Source organism: Streptomyces sp. NPDC004539 (assembly GCF_040610055.1).
Taxonomy (GTDB): Bacteria; Actinomycetota; Actinomycetes; order Streptomycetales; family Streptomycetaceae; genus Streptomyces.
Window position 1 is genome coordinate 1 of the sequence record NZ_JBEXLS010000054.1, and the last position, 17598, is coordinate 17598.

The 17598-nt window shown below is 71.7% G+C and carries 20 protein-coding genes; 3 read left to right on the plus strand and 17 right to left on the minus strand.

Annotated elements, in window-relative coordinates; genetic code table 11:
• Positions 1 to 132: 132 nt before the first annotated feature.
• The 4 genes from ABZX85_RS49460 to ABZX85_RS49475 all read right to left on the minus strand — a co-directional run bounded on the left by ABZX85_RS49460 (position 133) and on the right by ABZX85_RS49475 (position 2712).
• Positions 133 to 348 (minus strand): I78 family peptidase inhibitor, encoded by a 216-nt coding sequence (locus ABZX85_RS49460; RefSeq protein ID WP_355884994.1) that lies wholly within the window; start codon positions 346 to 348, stop codon positions 133 to 135.
• A gap of 270 nt (positions 349 to 618) precedes the next feature.
• Positions 619 to 1119 (minus strand): hypothetical protein, encoded by a 501-nt coding sequence (locus ABZX85_RS49465; RefSeq protein WP_355884995.1) that lies wholly within the window; start codon positions 1117 to 1119, stop codon positions 619 to 621.
• Between the two features lie 106 nt (positions 1120 to 1225).
• Entirely contained in the window at positions 1226 to 1843 is a 618-nt protein-coding gene (locus tag ABZX85_RS49470) for a transglycosylase family protein (RefSeq protein ID WP_355884996.1), read from the minus strand.
• Positions 1844 to 1956: 113 nt separating this feature from the next.
• Positions 1957 to 2712, minus strand: a complete 756-nt coding sequence (locus ABZX85_RS49475; RefSeq protein WP_355884997.1) for a transglycosylase family protein — start codon at positions 2710 to 2712, stop codon at positions 1957 to 1959.
• A gap of 519 nt (positions 2713 to 3231) precedes the next feature.
• On the opposite strand from ABZX85_RS49475, the gene ABZX85_RS49480 reads away from it, so the two are divergent.
• Both ABZX85_RS49480 and ABZX85_RS49485 read left to right on the plus strand, forming a co-directional pair.
• A complete protein-coding gene (locus ABZX85_RS49480; RefSeq protein WP_355884998.1) occupies positions 3232 to 4008 on the plus strand; it encodes a hypothetical protein in 777 nt (258 codons plus the stop codon).
• 62 nt (positions 4009 to 4070) lie between these two features.
• Positions 4071 to 4475 carry a hypothetical protein gene (locus ABZX85_RS49485; RefSeq protein WP_355884999.1) on the plus strand — a complete coding sequence of 135 codons (405 nt, stop codon included), beginning with the start codon at positions 4071 to 4073 and terminating at the stop codon, positions 4473 to 4475.
• Between the two features lie 61 nt (positions 4476 to 4536).
• On the opposite strand, the gene der is transcribed toward ABZX85_RS49485, so the two are convergent.
• The 5 genes from der to aroH all read right to left on the minus strand — a co-directional run bounded on the left by der (position 4537) and on the right by aroH (position 9003).
• Entirely contained in the window at positions 4537 to 5991 is a 1455-nt protein-coding gene (der, locus tag ABZX85_RS49490) for a ribosome biogenesis GTPase Der (RefSeq protein WP_355885027.1), read from the minus strand.
• Between the two features lie 74 nt (positions 5992 to 6065).
• Positions 6066 to 6653 carry a lysophospholipid acyltransferase family protein gene (locus ABZX85_RS49495; RefSeq protein ID WP_355885028.1) on the minus strand — a complete coding sequence of 196 codons (588 nt, stop codon included), beginning with the start codon at positions 6651 to 6653 and terminating at the stop codon, positions 6066 to 6068.
• 107 nt (positions 6654 to 6760) lie between these two features.
• The gene (cmk, locus tag ABZX85_RS49500; protein ID WP_355885000.1) at positions 6761 to 7450 is read right to left on the minus strand and encodes a (d)CMP kinase; all 690 of its coding nucleotides are present in this window, start codon (positions 7448 to 7450) and stop codon (positions 6761 to 6763) included.
• A gap of 108 nt (positions 7451 to 7558) precedes the next feature.
• The gene (locus ABZX85_RS49505; protein WP_355885001.1) at positions 7559 to 8644 is read right to left on the minus strand and encodes a prephenate dehydrogenase; all 1086 of its coding nucleotides are present in this window, start codon (positions 8642 to 8644) and stop codon (positions 7559 to 7561) included.
• Complete coding sequence (gene aroH / locus ABZX85_RS49510) at positions 8641 to 9003, minus strand: chorismate mutase (protein ID WP_355885002.1); 363 nt, start codon at positions 9001 to 9003, stop codon at positions 8641 to 8643. The genes ABZX85_RS49505 and aroH overlap by 4 nt, the downstream gene beginning before the upstream one ends.
• 169 nt (positions 9004 to 9172) lie before the next feature.
• Here aroH and ABZX85_RS49515 point away from each other — a divergent pair, with 169 nt between their 5' ends.
• Positions 9173 to 9604, plus strand: a complete 432-nt coding sequence (locus tag ABZX85_RS49515; protein ID WP_355885003.1) for a Rieske (2Fe-2S) protein — start codon at positions 9173 to 9175, stop codon at positions 9602 to 9604.
• A 38-nt stretch (positions 9605 to 9642) separates the two neighbouring features.
• On the opposite strand, the gene ABZX85_RS49520 is transcribed toward ABZX85_RS49515, so the two are convergent.
• The 8 genes from ABZX85_RS49520 to ald form a co-directional block, all read right to left on the minus strand.
• Complete coding sequence (locus ABZX85_RS49520) at positions 9643 to 10668, minus strand: ADP-ribosylglycohydrolase family protein (protein WP_355885004.1); 1026 nt, start codon at positions 10666 to 10668, stop codon at positions 9643 to 9645.
• Positions 10665 to 11429: an NUDIX domain-containing protein gene (locus ABZX85_RS49525; RefSeq protein ID WP_355885005.1), complete on the minus strand. Its 765-nt coding sequence runs from the start codon at positions 11427 to 11429 to the stop codon at positions 10665 to 10667. The genes ABZX85_RS49520 and ABZX85_RS49525 overlap by 4 nt, the downstream gene beginning before the upstream one ends.
• A 120-nt stretch (positions 11430 to 11549) precedes the next feature.
• The gene (locus ABZX85_RS49530; protein ID WP_355885006.1) at positions 11550 to 12674 is read right to left on the minus strand and encodes a pseudouridine synthase; all 1125 of its coding nucleotides are present in this window, start codon (positions 12672 to 12674) and stop codon (positions 11550 to 11552) included.
• Complete coding sequence (scpB, locus tag ABZX85_RS49535; protein ID WP_355885029.1) at positions 12674 to 13240, minus strand: SMC-Scp complex subunit ScpB; 567 nt, start codon at positions 13238 to 13240, stop codon at positions 12674 to 12676. The genes ABZX85_RS49530 and scpB overlap by 1 nt, the downstream gene beginning before the upstream one ends.
• 50 nt (positions 13241 to 13290) lie before the next feature.
• The gene (locus tag ABZX85_RS49540) at positions 13291 to 14292 is read right to left on the minus strand and encodes a segregation/condensation protein A (protein WP_355885007.1); all 1002 of its coding nucleotides are present in this window, start codon (positions 14290 to 14292) and stop codon (positions 13291 to 13293) included.
• 18 nt (positions 14293 to 14310) lie between these two features.
• Positions 14311 to 14898, minus strand: coding sequence for a hypothetical protein (locus tag ABZX85_RS49545; RefSeq protein ID WP_355885008.1), 588 nt, complete (start codon positions 14896 to 14898; stop codon positions 14311 to 14313).
• Entirely contained in the window at positions 14883 to 16010 is a 1128-nt protein-coding gene (locus tag ABZX85_RS49550) for a ParA family protein (protein ID WP_355885009.1), read from the minus strand. The genes ABZX85_RS49545 and ABZX85_RS49550 overlap by 16 nt, the downstream gene beginning before the upstream one ends.
• A 425-nt stretch (positions 16011 to 16435) precedes the next feature.
• The gene (ald, locus tag ABZX85_RS49555) at positions 16436 to 17560 is read right to left on the minus strand and encodes an alanine dehydrogenase (RefSeq protein ID WP_355885010.1); all 1125 of its coding nucleotides are present in this window, start codon (positions 17558 to 17560) and stop codon (positions 16436 to 16438) included.
• Between the last annotated feature and the right edge of the window lie 38 nt (positions 17561 to 17598).

Genomic DNA, 17598 nt, shown 5'->3' on the forward strand with positions numbered 1-17598 from the left:
GGTCGGCGAGGGGGTCTTCGCCGAGGTGCGGGGTGAGGTGGGCGACGGCCTCGTCGAGGGCTTCGGCGAAGACGGGTTCGGAGCCGTAGCCCCCGTTCCACACGGGGGCCGGCGCCGTCGTCGTACCGCCTCTCAGCCCTTCCAGGCGCGGGTCACCCGGCCCTCGCGGACCTCGAAGTTGAGCCGTCCGACCCGGTACTCCATGGTGACGATCGCCCCCGGCGGCAGGGGTCTGACGGTCGACCAGCCCCGTTGCAGGGCCTGCCGTTCGGCGTCCGCGACGTCGAGTCCGACGTAGTCCTCGGGGCTGTCCTGGGGCTCCTCGGCAGGAGTGGGAATCGGTGCCATGTGCCCACGCTAGGCCCCCCGATCGCCCCGCGTGAACCCCGAGTTCCCACTTCTGGTCACGCTTCAGTCACAGCATCACACCCTGTGTTTCGGTCCGTACGTGTCACACGTACGAGCGTCCCCGTCCATATTCGAACGCAATTCCAGCACCCGGCGCCACGACCCGCGAATTCCCGCCATTGGTGGCCCCGCATTACTTTCCGACCGCCCCGCACATTCCCTTCCCCGACCTGACGCCCCGTAGGAAATGCACACCCTCTCCACACCGGCTCAGCACACCGGCTCACCCGACGGGGTCGCCCCGGCGGTCGGCTTCGGGAGGGCGCACAGGGTGTTCGCGGAGATCTTCCAGGTGCCGGACTGCTCGACGGACGTGCCGGTGCGGTCCTTCGGGGCGCCAGTCAAGGTGTAGGTGACCGTGGCCCGTTTCGCCGAGGCGAACGTGATCTTCTTGATCTCGACGGCGCCCTGGGCGGCGGTGTCCGATTCGTAGGACCGCAGGACGCCCGCGAGGAGCTTGCCGTTCGCCAGCAGGGCCTGTCTCTGGGCGGTGGTGGTCCCGGAGGCGAAGAACTTGGTCCAGTTGGCGCGGATGGACTGTTCGGCGGCGACGGGGTCGGCGGGCGCGGTGGGCCGGGTCGCCGACGCGGACGGGGCCGGAGTCACGCGGCTCTCCTTGTCGTCGTCCCCGCTGCACGCGGAGAGGGCGAGGAGGAGGGCGACGGCGGCAGCCGCCCCCGCGGCGCGCCGGGTGCTGTTCCGCAGGGCCATCTGATGCACCACCAAGTATCGACGTCGATTGGCTGTTCGAAGGCATCTTGCAGCCAACAGCCGCCCGGCAGAAGCCACTTGAACCACAGCGAGACCGAAACGGCACCTACGTCACCCGCTCCCGCAGCGGCGGTCCGAAGACGGCCCGGGGAACCTCCCGGGCCCGGCCCCCGGGGAGCATGAGCAGGGTGCCGAGGTTGAGCCGGTCCGGATTCGGCCCCACGACGCCCTCGTTGAGCCGGTACAGCGCCCGCCACCCGCCCTCGACCCGGTACTTGGCGGCGATCCCGGAGAGCGTGTCGCCCGGCTTCACGGTGTGCATCCGCCCCGCCAGCCGGTACCGCGCGGAACACTCCGGCCACGCCTCCCACCCCTGCACGGCCAGCACCTCCTGGGCCACGGCGATCTGCTGCTCCTTCGTCGCGAGGTCCGCGCGCGGCGCGTACCGAAGTCCGCCGAACTCCTTCCAGGTGGGGGGCCAGAACTGGAGCCCGCCGTAGTACCCGTTGCCGGTGTCCGCGTCCCAGCGCCCCCCGCTCTCGCAGTCGGCGACACAGGACCAGGGCCACCCGTCCCGCGCGCAGTCGTACGGCACGGGCGCCCGCCCGGGGCCGGGCAGCGGGGGCGGCGGAGCGGCGAGGGAGGCCGGGGGCGGGGCCCCGGCGGGGGCGGCGACAGCGGTCAGCGGCAGCAGTGCCGCCAGCAACGACGCGACGAGAACCATCGCGTCACCGTAAGCAGCGCCCCGGACGCCCCCGCCCAGCCGCGCCAGACGCGGCGGGGGCCCCACCCGGTCGGCGCACCGGATGGGGCCCGGCCCCGAAGAAGCGAGACGGCTCAGACGAGCAGCCGCTGCCCCGGCATGATCAGGTCGGGGTTGCCGCCGATGACGGCCTTGTTGGCCGAGTACAGGCGACCCCACGTCGTTCCGTTGCGCTCGGCGATCGCGCTGAGCGTGTCGCCCGCGCGGACGGTGTAGTTCGCGCCCGGCGTCGCGCGGACGGTCCCGCGCGTGGCGTGGTCCGAGGAGCGTCCCGGCGCCGAGTTCGTGCCCGAACCCCGGCTCGACGAACCGCTCTTGCTCGAAGACCCGCTCTTCTTGGAGCCGCTCTTGTACGAGCTGTCGCTCTTGTACTTCTTCGCCGAACCGGAACCGGACGACCCCGACCCGGAGTTCGACGACCCGGAGCCCGACGACCCCGTCCCCGCCCCGGAGCCGGACGGCGCGCTGCCGTAGGCGCCGGCCCGCGACGAGCACACGGGCCAGGCGCCCCAGCCCTGTCCCCGCTGGACCTTGGTGGCGATGGCTATCTGCTGCGCCCGGGAGGCCCGGTCGGCCGTCGACGCGTACGCGGTGCCGCCGTACGCGCGCCAGGTGGAGGCGGAGAACTGAAGTCCGCCGTAGTAGCCGTTGCCGGTGTTGATGTGCCAGTTGCCGCCGCTCTCGCACTTGGCGATCCGGTCCCACACCCCGCTGTCGGCCGCGGCGGCGTTGCCGCTCGTGGCCAGCAGACCGAGGGGGGCGAGAAGCACTGCCCCCGCGAGGACAGCGGTGGTGCGGGCGCGGCGGGTGTTATCGGCACACTCGGACATGAAGTTCCCTCTCTACGGACCCGGTTCCCCCTGACGAGCGGGACGCTATCCGCGTATGGACGCCGATATCGCGTTCCGCCCCCTGTGCGCCGACGTGATGCTTCGGCGCGCTGTCTGTCCCAGCGCGGCCGGCGTACAGATTCCGGATGGTGCTCGGTGCACCGGCGGAGGAATCTAGGAGCCCTGACGAGCCGTTAGCAACCAACTCCTTGTTTCCGCAGGCCAGTTACGAGTTACCTCAGGTAACAAATTCGATTGAACGGCTTTGACATCCCGTCATGTCAGTATTTGTCGACCATGAACCAGAGCGCCCTGTGAGTCACCTCACGGGCCCAACGTCCGTAACCCACCCGTTACTTGACCAACCGTGTTCGAACGACAGCCCAAAGTGACCGACCCTGTGCCGCAACCTCGTTCAGTCCTCCCAGGTGCGTGACTCCCACCACAGCTCGCCCGTTGAGCCTGAATGAGCCGGGGCCCGCCCGGACCGCCACCGCACAGCATCCCGAGGGAGCCACCGTGCCGCGCATGCTCGACGTCAGCGACGAGGTACGCACCGAGATCGGCGACGAAGAAGCCGACCGGCTGCTCACCGGAGACAACGCCCCCGGCAGCTACGACTGCACGTCCTGCCGCACCCCGGGCGACTCCGAGCACGAGCGCACCAGCACCGTCCTGTTCATCGGGGACGAGACCGCCGTCCTCGCCTTCGCCCACGCCGGCTGCCTGCCCTCGCAGGTCGTCCAGGTGACCGAGGAGCAGCTCCAGGGCGCCGTCCGTTCCATCAACGGCTCCGCCGCCGAACCCGCCACGTCCGCGCCGGAGCAGGCCGTTCTCGGGGTGACGAGCGGACTCGTCCTGATCGCCGGGGAGTTGCACCCCGCGCTCGTCGTCGAACCGACCGGGCCGATCGCGCGCCCCGGCTCCACCGGCTCGGGGGACGACTTCCTGCCGCTCCTCGTCGAGCAGGGCTTCACGCCGGTCGGCCGGCTCACCGAGGTGCCGCCGGTGCGGCACGGCTGGTCGGTGCTGCTCGCCGTCGGCCAGCTGCACGCGATCCTCCAGCCCGGCACCAACGGCGCCCAGCCGGCCGCCTGGTGGCAGGCGCACCAGCCGCTCCAGGTCACCGAAGGCTGGCGGGCCGCCGCCAACAAGCACCAGCAGGTGCTGATGTTCGCGGCGCCGGTCGGCTCGATCGGCCGCCAGCCCCGCGAGGACCTGCTGCGGGACGCCCTCGACAAGGCCGCCGCGAACGGCCTGCTGGTGGCGGCGGCGCTGCCCCTCGCGGGCACCTGAGCCTCACCCCGCTCACACCCCCGCCACCGCATCCCTTGCCCGCCCGGGTCGTTTGGACAGACGTGCACACTTACGACGCTTCTCTGTGGCCGTCCTACACCGCGCTCCCGTCCGCCCGTTCCGGACAGGACACGCAGTCGGCCACCCCGATCTACGACGCGCTCTACGCCGAGTACGTCAAGTCCTTCCGGGCGCTGCCGGGCGACCGGAGCGGGGAGGAGGAGCTGGGGTTCACGGCGTTCGGGAGCGGGCCGGGAGGTCACGGCGGCGGGTACGGCGGGGGCTACGCGGGGTCGTACAGCGGCTCCTACAGCGCCTACAGCGCGGGTGCCCAGAGCGCACGGCAGCAGGGGCAGTGGCAGCGGGTGGGGACGCTCGGCCAGCAGCAGCCGTCGTACCAGTACGCGTACTCGGGGATGCAGCACATCCCGGCGGCGCTGCCGCCGGGCCCGCGCCGGGGGTACTGACGGCAAAAGGGCGGCTCCCCTCAGCGATGAGGGGAGCCGCCCTTCTTGTTGCCGCAACCGTTTACTTCTTCTTGCCGCGCTTCTCGCGCACCCGCACCGAGATATGGATCGGGGTGCCCTCGAAGCCGAACTCCTCGCGCAGACGGCGTTCGATGAAGCGGCGGTAGCCCGCCTCGATGAAGCCGGAGGCGAAGAGCACGAAGCGCGGAGGCTTGGTGCCGGCCTGGGTGCCGAAGAGGATGCGGGGCTGCTTGCCGCCGCGGATCGGGTGCGGGTGCGCGGAGACCAGCTCGCCGAGGAAGGCGTTCAGCCGGCCGGTCGGCACGCGCGTCTCCCAGCCGTCGAGGGCCGTCTCGATCGCGGGGACCAGCTTCTCCATGTGCCGCCCGGTGCGGGCCGAGACGTTGACGCGCGGCGCCCAGGCGATCTGCCCCAGCTCCGTCTCGATCTCCCGCTCCAGGTAGTAACGGCGCTCCTCGTCGAGCGTGTCCCACTTGTTGTAGGCGACGACGATCGCGCGGCCCGCCTCGACGGCCATCGTGACGATCCGCTGGTCCTGGACGGAGATGGACTCGGCGGCGTCGATGAGGATGACGGCGACCTCGGCCTTCTCGACGGCGGCGGCGGTGCGCAGCGAGGCGTAGTAGTCGGCGCCCTGCTGGAGGTGGACCCGCTTGCGGATACCGGCGGTGTCGACGAACTTCCAGACGACGCCGCCGAGTTCGATCAGCTCGTCGACCGGGTCACGGGTCGTGCCCGCGACCTCGTTGACGACGACGCGCTCCTCGTTCGCCACCTTGTTCAGCAGCGAGGACTTGCCGACGTTCGGGCGGCCGATCAGCGCGATCCGCCGGGGGCCGCCGACGGCGGTGCCGAAGGACTGCTCCGGCGCCTCCGGGAGCGCCTCCAGGACGGAGTCCAGCATGTCGCCGGTGCCCCGGCCGTGCAGCGCGGAGACGGGGTGCGGCTCCCCGAGGCCCAGCGACCACAGGTACGAGGCGTCCGCCTCGCCGCTCTGCCCGTCCACCTTGTTCGCGCAGAGCACGACCGGCTTCCCGGCCTTGCGCAGCAGCCGTACGACGGCCTCGTCGGTGTCCGTCGCGCCGACCTTGGCGTCCACGACGAAGACGACGGCGTCGGCGGCCTCGATCGCGTACTCGGCCTGCGCGGCCACCGACGCGTCGATCCCGAGGACGTCCTGCTCCCAGCCGCCGGTGTCGACGACCTTGAAGCGCCGCCCGGCCCACTCGGCCTCGTACGTCACACGGTCGCGGGTGACGCCCGGCTTGTCCTCGACGACGGCCTCACGGCGGCCGATGATCCGGTTGACCAGCGTCGACTTGCCGACGTTCGGCCGCCCGACCACGGCCAGCACCGGGAGCGGTCCGTGCCCCGCCTCCTCGATGGCCCCTTCGACGTCCTCGACGTCGAAGCCCTCTTCCGCCGCGAGCTCCATGAACTCCGCGTACTCGGTGTCACCGAGCGCTCCGTGCTCGGAGTGGTTGTCGTCGTTCATGAAGTTCCGTACCTCGTTCATCGTGGTGATCGGTGAACCGCCCGATTTCGGGGTGATCCACTACTAAGTGTCGCTCAGCGCCCGGTGAGGCGCTTCGCGTTTTCCAGGTGCGCGGTGAGCTGCTTCTGGATGCGTTCGGTGGCCTCGTCGAGGGCCTTGCGGGTGCGGCGGCCGGTGCCGTCGCTCGCGTCGAAGGGGTCGCCGAAGACGACGTCGACACGGGAGCGCAGCGGGGGCAGCCCCTTGAACAGCCTCCCCTGCCGCTCGGAGCTTCCGAGGACGGCGACGGGGACGATGGGGGCGTTCCCGCGTACGGCGAAGTAGGCGAGGCCCGCGCGCAGCGCCGCGAAGTCGCCGTCGCCCCGGCTGCCCTCGGGGAAGATCCCGAGGACGCCGCCGTTCTTCAGGACGTCCAGGGCCTGGGTGACGGCGCCCCGGTCGGCCGACGCGCGGTCGACCTTGAGCTGGCCGATGCCCAGGAGGAAGGGGTCGAGGGGGCCGACGAACGCCTCCTTCTTGATGAGGAAGTGCGTCGGCCGGGGCGCGACGCCCATCACCATCGGCCCGTCGATGTTGTGGGAGTGGTTGACGGCGAAGATGACCGGCCCGGCGGCCGGGACCCGCCAGGAGCCGAGCACGCGGGGCTTCCACAGCCCGTACATCAGCCCGACGCCGATCCGCCGCCCGACCTCGGCGCCCCTCTCGGAGGGCGCATCGGCCCGGGAGGGCGCATCGGCTCTGGAGGGCGCGTCGGCTCTGGAAGGGGTGCTCACTTCCCGGCCCGCTTCTCCTCGACGAGGGTCACGACACATTCGATGACCTGCGTCAGCGTCAGCTCGGTGGTGTCCACCTCGACCGCGTCGGTGGCCTTCGCGAGCGGCGAGGTCTTGCGGGTGGAGTCCGCGGCGTCTCGCTTGATCAGCGCCTCGCGCGTCGCGGCGACGTCGGTGCCCTGGCCCAGTTCCCCGCTGCGGCGGGCGGCGCGCGCCTCGGCGGACGCGGTGAGGAAGATCTTCAGATCGGCGTCCGGCAGGACGGTCGTCCCGATGTCCCGGCCCTCGACGACGATGCCGTGCTCGGCGCCGGCGGCGATCGACCGCTGCAACTCGGTGATCCGCGCGCGCACCTCGGGCACCGCGCTGACCGCGCTGACCTTGGACGTCACGTCCTGCGTGCGGATCGGACCGGCGACGTCCGTGCCGTCGACGTGGATCGTCGGCGCGGTCGGGTCCGTCCCCGAGACGATCTCCGGCTTCCCGGCGACCGCGGCGATCGCCGTCGGGTCGTCGATGTCGATGCCGTTGCTCACCATCCACCACGTGATCGCCCGGTATTGGGCCCCGGTGTCCAGATAACTCAGCCCGAGCTCCCCGGCCACAGCCTTCGACGTGCTCGACTTCCCGGTGCCGGAGGGACCGTCAATGGCGACGATCACAGGCCGGGCGGCGCCGTTTTCCACGGGGGGACACCTTCCTGGTGCGTGGTGGTGGGTGTGCGGGGCGACGAGAACGCCCCGCACAAGGTTACTGGCTGCGCAACGACAGCCCGTCCGGCGGCGGCGGAACGCCTACTGGCGCACCGCCCACCCCCGCTCCCGCAGGGCCGCCGACAGCACGGGCGCCGCCTTCGGCTCGACCATGAGCTGCACGAGCCCGGCCTGCTGCCCGGTCGCGTGCTCGATCCGGACGTCCTCGACGTTGACCCCGGCCCGCCCGGCGTCCGCGAAGATCCGGGCGAGCTGCCCCGGCTGGTCGTCGATCAGCACGGCCACCACCTCGTAGACCCGAGGCGCCGACCCGTGCTTCCCGGGCACCCGCACCTGCCCCGCGTTCCCCCTGCGCAGCACGTCCTCGATCCCGGCCGCCCCGGCCTTGCGCTTCTCGGTGTCCGCGGACTCCAGCGCCCGCAGCGCCCGCACGGTCTCGTCGAGATCCGCGGCGACGTCGGACAGCAGCTCGGCCACCGGACCGGGGTTCGCGGAGAAGATGTCGATCCACATCCGGGGGTCGGACGCCGCGATCCGCGTCACGTCCCGGATACCCCCGCCGGACAGCCGTACGGCGGACTCCTCGGCATGCTCCAGCCGGGCGGCGACGAGGCTGGAGACGAGGTGGGGCATGTGCGAGACGAGGGCGACCGCGCGGTCGTGCGCGTCGGCGTCCATGACGACCGGGACGGCCCGGCAGAGGGAGACCAGCTCCAGCGCGAGGTTCAGCACCTCGGTGTCGGTGTCGCGCGTGGGCGTCAGCACCCACGGCCGCCCCTCGAACAGCTCCGCCGACGCGGCCAGCGGACCGGACTTCTCCCGCCCGGACATGGGGTGCGTCCCGAGGTAGCGGGAGAGGTCGAGCCCGAGCCCCTCCAGCTCCCGCCGGGGCCCGCCCTTGACGCTGGCGACGTCGAGATAGCCGTACGCCGCCTTGCGGTGCATGGCGTCCGCGAGCACCCCGGCGACGTGCATCGGGGGGGCCGCGACGACGGCGAGGTCGACCGGGCCCGCCGGCTCCTCGTCGGTCCCGGCGCCGAGGGCCGCGGCGGTGCGCGCCTGCTCCGGGTCGTGGTCGGCGAGGTGGACGACGACCCCGCGCCGGACGAGGGCCAGGGCGACGGACGTCCCGATCAGCCCGGTTCCGATGACGAGCGCGGTCCTCACTGGGCGATGTCCTTGCGCAGGGCGCCGGCGGCACCGAGGTAGACGTGGGCGATGTCCGCGCGGGGCAGCTCGGACTCGACGTGCGCCAGCAGGCGCACGACGCGGGGCATCGCGCCCTCTATGTCCAGCTCCTGCGCGCAGATCAGCGGGACGTCGACGATGCCCTGCTTGCGGGCCGCGGCGGCCGGGAAGTCGCTGTGCAGATCCGGCGTCGCGGTGAACCAGATGCTGATCAGGTCGTCGACGGAGAGCGCGTTGCGCTCCAGGACCGCCGCGAGCAGCTCGCCGACCCGGCGCTCCATCTCCCCGGCGTCGTCCTCGTCCAACTGGACGGCTCCCCGGACCGCTCGTACCGCCACGCCACCGCTCCTCGCTCTTCCACGCCGCTCCACCGCGCTCTGGACCGTCCAGCGTAATCAGCGCCACTGACAACGGCGCGCCCGCCCGCCCCCTGAGACGCCGGACGCCTTTGTGCCACTCCGTCCCGGTTGCTTCCCGTTGCCACCCTTCGGTGCCAGGATGACGCCCATGACGCTCCCCGCGACCCGCCGCACGGTCCTCCTGACGTCCCTGACGACGACGAGCGCGGTGGCGCTCACGGCCGCCTGCGGCGGCTCCGGCAACGGGGACGGGGGCTCCTCGTCGGGCAGCACCCCCGGTGCCAGCCCCGGCACCACGGACCTCGCCAAGACCTCGGAGATCCCGGTCGGCGGCGGCAAGATCTTCAAGGACCAGAAGGTCGTCGTCACCCAGCCGGCGAAGGGCGAGTTCAAGGCGTTCTCCGCCGTCTGCACCCACCAGGGCTGCACGGTCGCCACCGTCGCCGACGGCACCATCGACTGCCCCTGCCACAAGAGCATGTTCAGCATCACCGACGGCGCGGTGAAGGGCGGCCCGGCCCCCCGCCCCCTCCCCGCGAAGGAGATCACGGTGAAGGGGGACACGATCACCCTGGTGTGAGCGTCACGCGCGCGTACCCAAGCGCCACGCGCGCGTGGTCACTCGTCCCACAGCGCCCCCAGCGTCACCAGCTCGCTCCCGTACTCGATCCGGTCCGCCCACTCGGTGGGCCAGGCGTCGGCGCCGAGCCAGGCGCCGGCGAAGGCGCCGGTGAGGCAGGCGATGGAGTCGGAGTCCCCGGAGGAGCAGGCGGCGCGCCGCAGGGCCGTCACCGGCTCGTCCGGGAACAGCAGGAAGCACAGGAGGCCGGTGGCGAGGGCCTCCTCGGCGATCCAGCCGGCGCCCGTGGCGAGGCAGGGGTCGGCCTCCTGGTCGGGCTCCAGCAGGGCCGCCTCGAGGCGGTCCAGGACCGCGAGGCACTCGTCCCACCCGCGCGCGATGTAGTGCTCGGCGGTCGGGTCCTGGCTGCGCCGCCACAGGTCGCCGAGCCAGGCTTGCCGGTAGCGGTTGCGGTTGGCCAGCGCGTACGCGCGCAGGTGGCCGATCAGCGCGGACGGCTGGGTGCCGTGCGCGAGGAGCCGTACCGCGTGGGCGGTGAGGTCGGCGGCGGTGATCCCGGTGGGGTGGCCGTGGGTGAGGGCGGCCTGCAACTGCGCGGCCCCCGCGCGCTGTTCGTCGCTGAGACCGGGGGCGAGCCCGATGGGCGCGACCCGCATGTTGGCGCCGCACCCCTTGGACCCCATCTGGCTGGCGTCCTGCCAGGGCCGCTGCGGGTCGTTCAGCAGCTCGCACGCCCGCAGACACGTCCCTCCGGGGGCCCGGTTGTTCTCGGGCGAGTGGTACCAGTTGACGAACTCCTCGCGCACCGGATGCTCCAGCCGCAGCGGCCCCAGCACCCCCCGGTCCATCGCCGACCGCAGCCCCCGGGCGAACGCCAGCGTCATCTGCGTGTCGTCGGAGACGATCGCCCGCGCGGGCAGCGCCATCTGCCGCCAGGGCCCGCACTTGGCCTCGATCTGCGGCACGTCGTTGAACTCGGTGGGGAACCCGAGCGCGTCTCCCAGGGCCAGCCCCACGAGGGCCCCTGTGGCGGCGCGCTTGCGCACCGTGGTCGTAGAACTCATGAGGGGCGTCCTTCTGTGGAGGGCCGGACGAGCGGCGGGTGGAGAGCGGTCGCCGTCCCCGCGCGGTACAGGGCGGCGGGTTTGCCGCGCCCCCCGGTGAGCCGGGCGGCGGCGGTGGGGGCGGGTTCGACGAAGCCGGGGGTGGCGAGGACCTTGCGGCGGAAGTTGGGGCGGTCGAGGCCGGTGCCCCAGACGGTCTCGTAGACCTGCTGGAGCTCCCCGAGGGTGAACTCGGGCGGGCAGAAGGCGGTGGCGAGGCAGGTGTACTCGAACTTGGCGCCGACCCGGTCCCGCGCGTCCGCGAGAATCCGGCCGTGGTCGAAGGCGAGCGGCCCGGTCTCGTCGTACGGCGTCCAGCGGGCCTGCGCGGCGTCGCCCCCGCCGTGGGGTTCGGGGCCGTCGGGGACGAGCGCGGCGAAGGCGACGGAGACGACACGCATCCGGGGGTCGCGGCCGGGCTCGCTGTAGGTGCGCAACTGCTCCAGGGGGAGTCCGGTGACGTCGGTGAGCCCGGTCTCCTCGGCGAGTTCGCGCCGGGCGGCGCTCTCGGCGGACTCCTCGGGCAGCACGAACCCCCCGGGCAGCGCCCACTCCCCGGCGTACGGCTCCTGGCCGCGTTCGACGAGCAGGACGTGCAGGGAGCCCGCGCGCAGGGTGAACACGGCGAGATCGACGGTCACGGCGAAGGGTTCGTACGCGTACTTGTCGTAGCCGTCCACACCCGCCCCCACCCGGCCGTCATTTATGGTCACCTCGACCATAAACCCGCCCCCACTCCCCCGCAAGACCCTCAGCACCCCCAGGAGCCTCTTTCCCGCACACGGCGACGGCCGGCCCCGGAGAACCCGGGACCGGCCGTCACAGAGCCGTACAGCCGCCTTCTAGAGGTCGACCTCCTGCATCAGCATGCCCACCTCGGTGTTCGACAGCCGCCGCAGCCACCCCGACTTCTGGTCGCCGAGGGTGATCGGGCCGAAGGCGACCCGCACCAGCTTGTCCACCGGGAAGCCCGCCTCGGCGAGCATGCGCCGCACGATGTGCTTGCGGCCCTCGTGGAGCGTGACCTCGACCAGGTAGTTCTTGCCGGTCTGCTCGACGACCCGGAAGTGGTCCGCGCGCGCGTACCCGTCCTCCAGCTGGATGCCGTCCTTCAGCCGCTTGCCCAGGTCGCGCGGGATCGGGCCGACGATGTGCGCGAGGTAGACCTTCTTCACGCCGTACTTGGGGTGGGTCAGGCGGTGCGCCAGCTCGCCGTGGTTGGTGAGCAGGATGACGCCCTCGGTCTCCGTGTCGAGCCGGCCGACGTGGAACAGCCGGGTCTCACGGTTGGTGACGTAGTCGCCGAGGCACTGCCGGCCCTCGTTGTCCTCCATCGTGGAGACGACGCCGGCGGGCTTGTTCAGCGAGAAGAACTGGTACGACTGCGTCGCGACCGTCAGCCCGTCGACGCGGACCTCGTCGTTCTCGGGGTCGACGCGCTTGCCCTGCTCCAGGACGATCTCGCCGTTGACCTCCACGCGCGCCTGCTCGATCAGCTCCTCGCAGGCCCGCCGGGAGCCGTAGCCGGCGCGCGCCAGGATCTTCTGGAGCCGCTCGCCCTCCTGCTCGGCGCCCGGGAAGGTCTTCGGGAGCTTCACGTCCTTCTTGTCCGCGTACCGCTCCCGGTTTCGCTCCTCCGCGCGGGCGTCGTACTCCCGGGAGGTCGCCGGCGCCCAGCGCCCGCGCCCGGTGCTGCCCGAGGACTGCTTCGGGCCGCCCTTGGCGCCACCGCGCGCCGAGGCGCCGCGCCCGGACTTGGGGCCCTCCGGGGAGGCGCCGGGGCCCACGTCGTAGCGCCGCTCCTCGGGGCGGGGCTTCTTCGGCCGGCCGCCCTGGTTGTCGTCGCGGTTGTTGCCGGCGCCGCGGAAGTTGCCGCGGCCCCCGCTGTTCCCGCCGCGGCCGCCGCTGTTGCCACCACGGCTCCCGCCGTTGTTTCCGCTGCTGTTCCTGCCGCTGCTGCTTCGCATCAAAGTTCCGTCTTGTCGTCTTCCTCTGAATCCGGAGCGTCCGGATCGAACGACGGGACCCCTTCCAACGTCTCGGCCTCGATCGCCTCCGCCTCCGGGAGGAAGGGCGCGAGTTCCGGGAGCTCGTCCAGGCCGCGCAGGCCCATCCGCTCCAGGAAGTAGTTCGTCGTCCCATACAGGATCGCACCTGTTTCGGGTTCCGCGCCCGCCTCCTCGACCAGCCCCCGCTGGAGCAGGGTGCGCATCACACCGTCGCAGTTCACCCCGCGCACCGCCGAGACCCGGCTGCGGCTGACCGGCTGCCGGTAGGCGACGACGGCGAGGGTCTCCAGCGCCGCCTGGGTGAGACGGGCGTGCTGGCCGTCCAGGACGAAGCCCTCGACGGCCGCCGAGTAGGCGGGCCGCGTGTAGTAGCGCCAGCCCCCGGCGACGGCCCGCAGCTCGAAGCCGCGGCCCTGTGCCGTGTACTCGTCGGCCAGTTCCCTGAGCGCGTCCGCGATCTGCCGCCGGGGCCGCTGGAGGATCTTCGCGAGATGCTCCTCGGTCGCCGGTTCGTCGACGACCATCAGCACGGCCTCCAGCGCGGGCTTCAGCTCCAGCTCCGTGACGTCCCCGCTCACACCCGCTCCTCGTCCGTCGACTCCCGTGCCGCCTCCGGCTCCCCGGGCCGGTCGAACTCGTCCGTCACCGACGCCGCCGCGTCCCCGCCGGCCCACCGCACGACCAGCTCCCCGAGCGCCGTCTCCTGGTCCAGCTCGACCGCCTTGTCCCGGTACAGCTCCAGCAGGGCGAGGAAGCGGGCGACGACGGTGAGGGTGTCGTCCGTGTCCGCGCAGAGCGTCCGGAAGTCCGCCTCACCGAGTTCCCTCAGCCTCGCGACCACGACCTGCGCCTGTTCCTGGACGCTGACGAGAGGGGCGTGGATGTGGTCGACGTACACCTGGGGCTTCGGCTTCGGCTGCATCGCCTTGACCGCGAGCCTGGCGAACCCCTCCGCCCCGATGCTGAGGACGACCTCGGGCAGCAGTTCGGCGTGGTGCGGTTCGAGGCCGACGGTACGGGGGTAGCGGCGGCCCTCGACGTCCAGCCGGTGCTGGAGGATGTCGGCGATCTGTTTGTACGCCCGGTACTGGAGCAGGCGGGCGAACAGCAGGTCGCGCGCCTCCAGGAGGGCGAGGTCGGCCTCGTCCTCGACCTCCGCGGCCGGCAGCAGGCGGGCCGCCTTGAGGTCGAGCAGGGTGGCGGCGACGACGAGGAACTCGGTCGTCTGGTCCAGGTCCCAGTCCGGGCCCATCGCCCGGATGTGCGCCATGAACTCGTCGGTGACCTTGGAGAGGGCGACTTCCGTGACGTCCAGCCTGTGTTTGGAGATCAGCTGGAGCAGCAGGTCGAAGGGGCCCTCGAAGTTGGCGAGGCGGACGGTGAAGACGCCGTCGGGAGGGGCCGCTTCGGCGGCGGGCGCCTCGGCGGCGACGGCGGCCGGCACCTCGGCCGGGGGCTCCTCGACCGGTGGCTCCTCGACCGTCGGCGAATCGTTCCCGCCCCCCGGCCCGCGCCCCAGCGCACGCCTGCGCGCGCCGGGGGCACCGGTGGCGGAAGACGTGTCATACGAGGTCATAGGCCCCGAAGGCTACCCCTACCGCCCCCGCAACCGGCGGACGAGAATGCTCGCGTCCCCCCGGGACTCCAGGTCGGCCAGGACGACGGCCACCGCCTCGCGGACGATGCGCCCCCGGTCGACGGCGAGCCCGTGCTCACCCCGGAGCACCAGGCGCGCGTGCTCCAGGTCCATCAGCTCCTCGGCGGAGACGTAGACGGTGATCTTCTCGTCGTGCCGCTCCCGGCCGGAGGGCCGCCGGGCGGCGGCGCGGCCCCGTTTGCGGGACTCGGCGTCGGCCGCGGCGGAGGTGACGGCGGCGGTCGCGGTGGCAGAACCTTCCTGCGCCCGCCGCTGACCGGCCCGGTCGGCTCCCCTGCTGCGGGGTTCGCCCCCGTCGCCCGGTTCGGCGTCGGCGGCGACGTGTTCGGCCCCGTCACCGTCCCCGCCCTGCGCGGGTACGGCGGCGGGCGCGTCCTCCGACGGGGCGGAGACCGCCTCGCCGTCGCCCGCCTGCCCTGGCACCCGGCCCTCGCCGGGTCGCCGGGGAGTGGACGGCTGGAGCGCCATCCCCCCTGTCGTACGGAAGAGTTCGTCGGCCCCCGGCAGACTCACTCGGCGTGACACCGGGCGAGCACCTCCCTGGCGAGCTGACGGTAGGCGGCGGCGCCGACGGAGTTGGACGCGTACGTGGTGATCGGCTCGCCCGCGACCGTGGTCTCCGGGAAGCGGACGGTCCGGCCGATCACCGTGTGGTAGACGTGGTCGTCGAACGCCTCGACGACGCGCGCGAGCACCTCACGGCTGTGGACGGTGCGCGAGTCGTACATCGTCGCGAGGATGCCGTCCAGTTCCAGCTCGGGGTTGAGGCGCTCCTGGACCTTCTCGATGGTCTCGGTGAGCAGCGCGACCCCGCGCAGCGCGAAGAACTCGCACTCCAGCGGGACGATCACCTTGTGGGCGGCCGTCAGCGCGTTCACCGTGAGCAGGCCCAGGGAGGGCTGACAGTCGATGACGATGTAGTCGTAGTCGTCCATCAGCGGCTTCAAGGCCCGCTGGAGGGTCGACTCGCGCGCCACCTCGCTCACCAGCTGCACCTCGGCCGCCGAGAGGTCGATGTTGCTCGGCAGCAGGTCCATGTTGGGAACCGCGGTCTTGAGGAGCACCTCGTCGGCCGACATGCCCCGCTCCATGAGCAGGTTGTAGACCGTGAGGTCGAGCTCCATGGGGTTGACGCCGAGACCCACCGACAGCGCGCCCTGCGGGTCGAAGTCCACGAGCAGTACCCGTCGGCCGTACTCCGCGAGCGCGGCACCCAGGTTGATGGTCGACGTGGTCTTGCCGACGCCGCCCTTCTGGTTGCACATCGCGATGATCGTCGCGGGTCCGTGATCGGTCAGCGGGCCCGGGATCGGGAAGTACGGCAGCGGCCGTCCGGTCGGGCCGACGCGCTCGCGGCGCTGGCGGGCGGCGTCGGGCGCGAGCGTGGCCGCGTACTCGGGGTCCGGCTCGTATTCGGCGTCGGGATCGTAGAAGTGCCCGTCGGGCAGTTCGTCGTAGTCGGCGAAGTGGTTGTGGGGCGCGCCACTTCCGTCGCCGGCCATGGCGTTCACGTGATGGCCATCCATGCTCTGGTGTGCTGTCCGCAGGGTCTGCGGACTCTGATGGGCTGCGAAGGTGCGCACAGCGACGGAGCCGACAGCCTCGAATCCCTGGGGGCCCTCGGCCCCTACAGGCATTCCTGGTTGACCACCCCCGGGAGAAAATGTCGACTCATTCACAAGTCGTCTTACCTCCTTGGTGACCAGGAAACTTCTAGACAAGGTCAGCGTGGCACCATGCCGACGGTTGGCGACTCTATGGCGTGTCGGCGGTTCGCAGCAACACAATCCACCGGACCCGGTCGGATGTGTCGGCAAAGAAACATCACGCTGTCAAGGGCGTACGACCGTCGCACAGCAGGCTTCACCGGTGCTCGAATCGGTCGAAGAGGTTATCTTCGCCGCGAGTTGACCGAGCATCGCAAAGTGACCATACACACATTGGGCCGGACCTTATGGACAAGGCCCGGCCGGGTGTGCGTCGTTGACGCGTCTTGTTGACGTATCGCCTTTATGAAACGGTGACTTGGTTCCGTGCCGCTGTCACGTGCCGCGTGCCCCGCTCAGCCCAGCAGCGACGTCAGTTCGACGTGCTCCAGGCCGTGCGCCTCGGCGACCTCGCGGTAAACGACCTTGCCGTCATGGGTGTTGAGCCCCTTGGCGAGCGCGGGGTCGCGGCGCAGCGCCTGCGCCCAGCCGTGGTCGGCGAGTTCGACGATGTACGGCAGGGTCGCGTTGGTGAGCGCGTAGGTCGAGGTGTTGGGGACCGCGCCGGGCATGTTGGCGACGCAGTAGAAGACCGACTCGTGGACGGTGAACGTCGGTTCGGCGTGGGTCGTCGGTCGCGAGTCCTCGAAGCAACCGCCCTGGTCGATGGCGATGTCGACAAGGACACTTCCCGGCTTCATCCGGGAGACCAGCTCGTTGGTGATCAGCTTCGGCGCCTTCGCGCCCGGGATGAGGACGGCGCCGATGACGAGGTCGGCGTCCAGGACGGCCTTCTCCAGCTCGAAGGAGTTGGACATGATCGCCCGCACCTTGGTGCCGAACACCTTGTCGGCCTCGCGGAGTTTGTTGATGTCCTTGTCGAGCAGCGTGACGTGGAAGCCCATGCCGACGGCGATCTGCGTGGCGTTCCAGCCGGAGACCCCGCCGCCGATGACGACGGCCTTGGCGGGCTGGGTGCCGGGCACCCCGCCGGGCAGGACCCCGCGCCCGCCGGCCGAGCGCATCAGGTGATAGGCGCCGACCTGCGGCGCGAGCCGCCCCGCGACCTCGGACATGGGTGCGAGCAACGGCAGCGCGCGCCCCGGGAGTTCGACCGTCTCGTAGGCGATCGCGGTGGTGCCGGAGGCGACGAGCGCGTCCGTGCATTCCTTGGACGCGGCCAGGTGCAGGTAGGTGAAGAGGGTCTGGTCCTTGCGCAGCCGGTGGTACTCCTCGGCGACCGGCTCCTTGACCTTGAGGAGCAGGTCGGCGGCGGCCCACACCTCGTCGGCGGTCTCCAGGATCGCGGCGCCCGCCGAGACGTACTCCTCGTCCGGGATCGAGGACCCCAGCCCGGCGCCGCGCTCGACGACGACCTCGTGGCCGTGGCGGACCAGTTCGTGGACGCCTGCCGGGGTGATGGCCACCCGGAACTCGTTGTTCTTGACCTCGCGGGGGATGCCGACCTTCACGTCGATCACGGTCCTCGGCTCAATGGACGTATACGTATGCGTATACC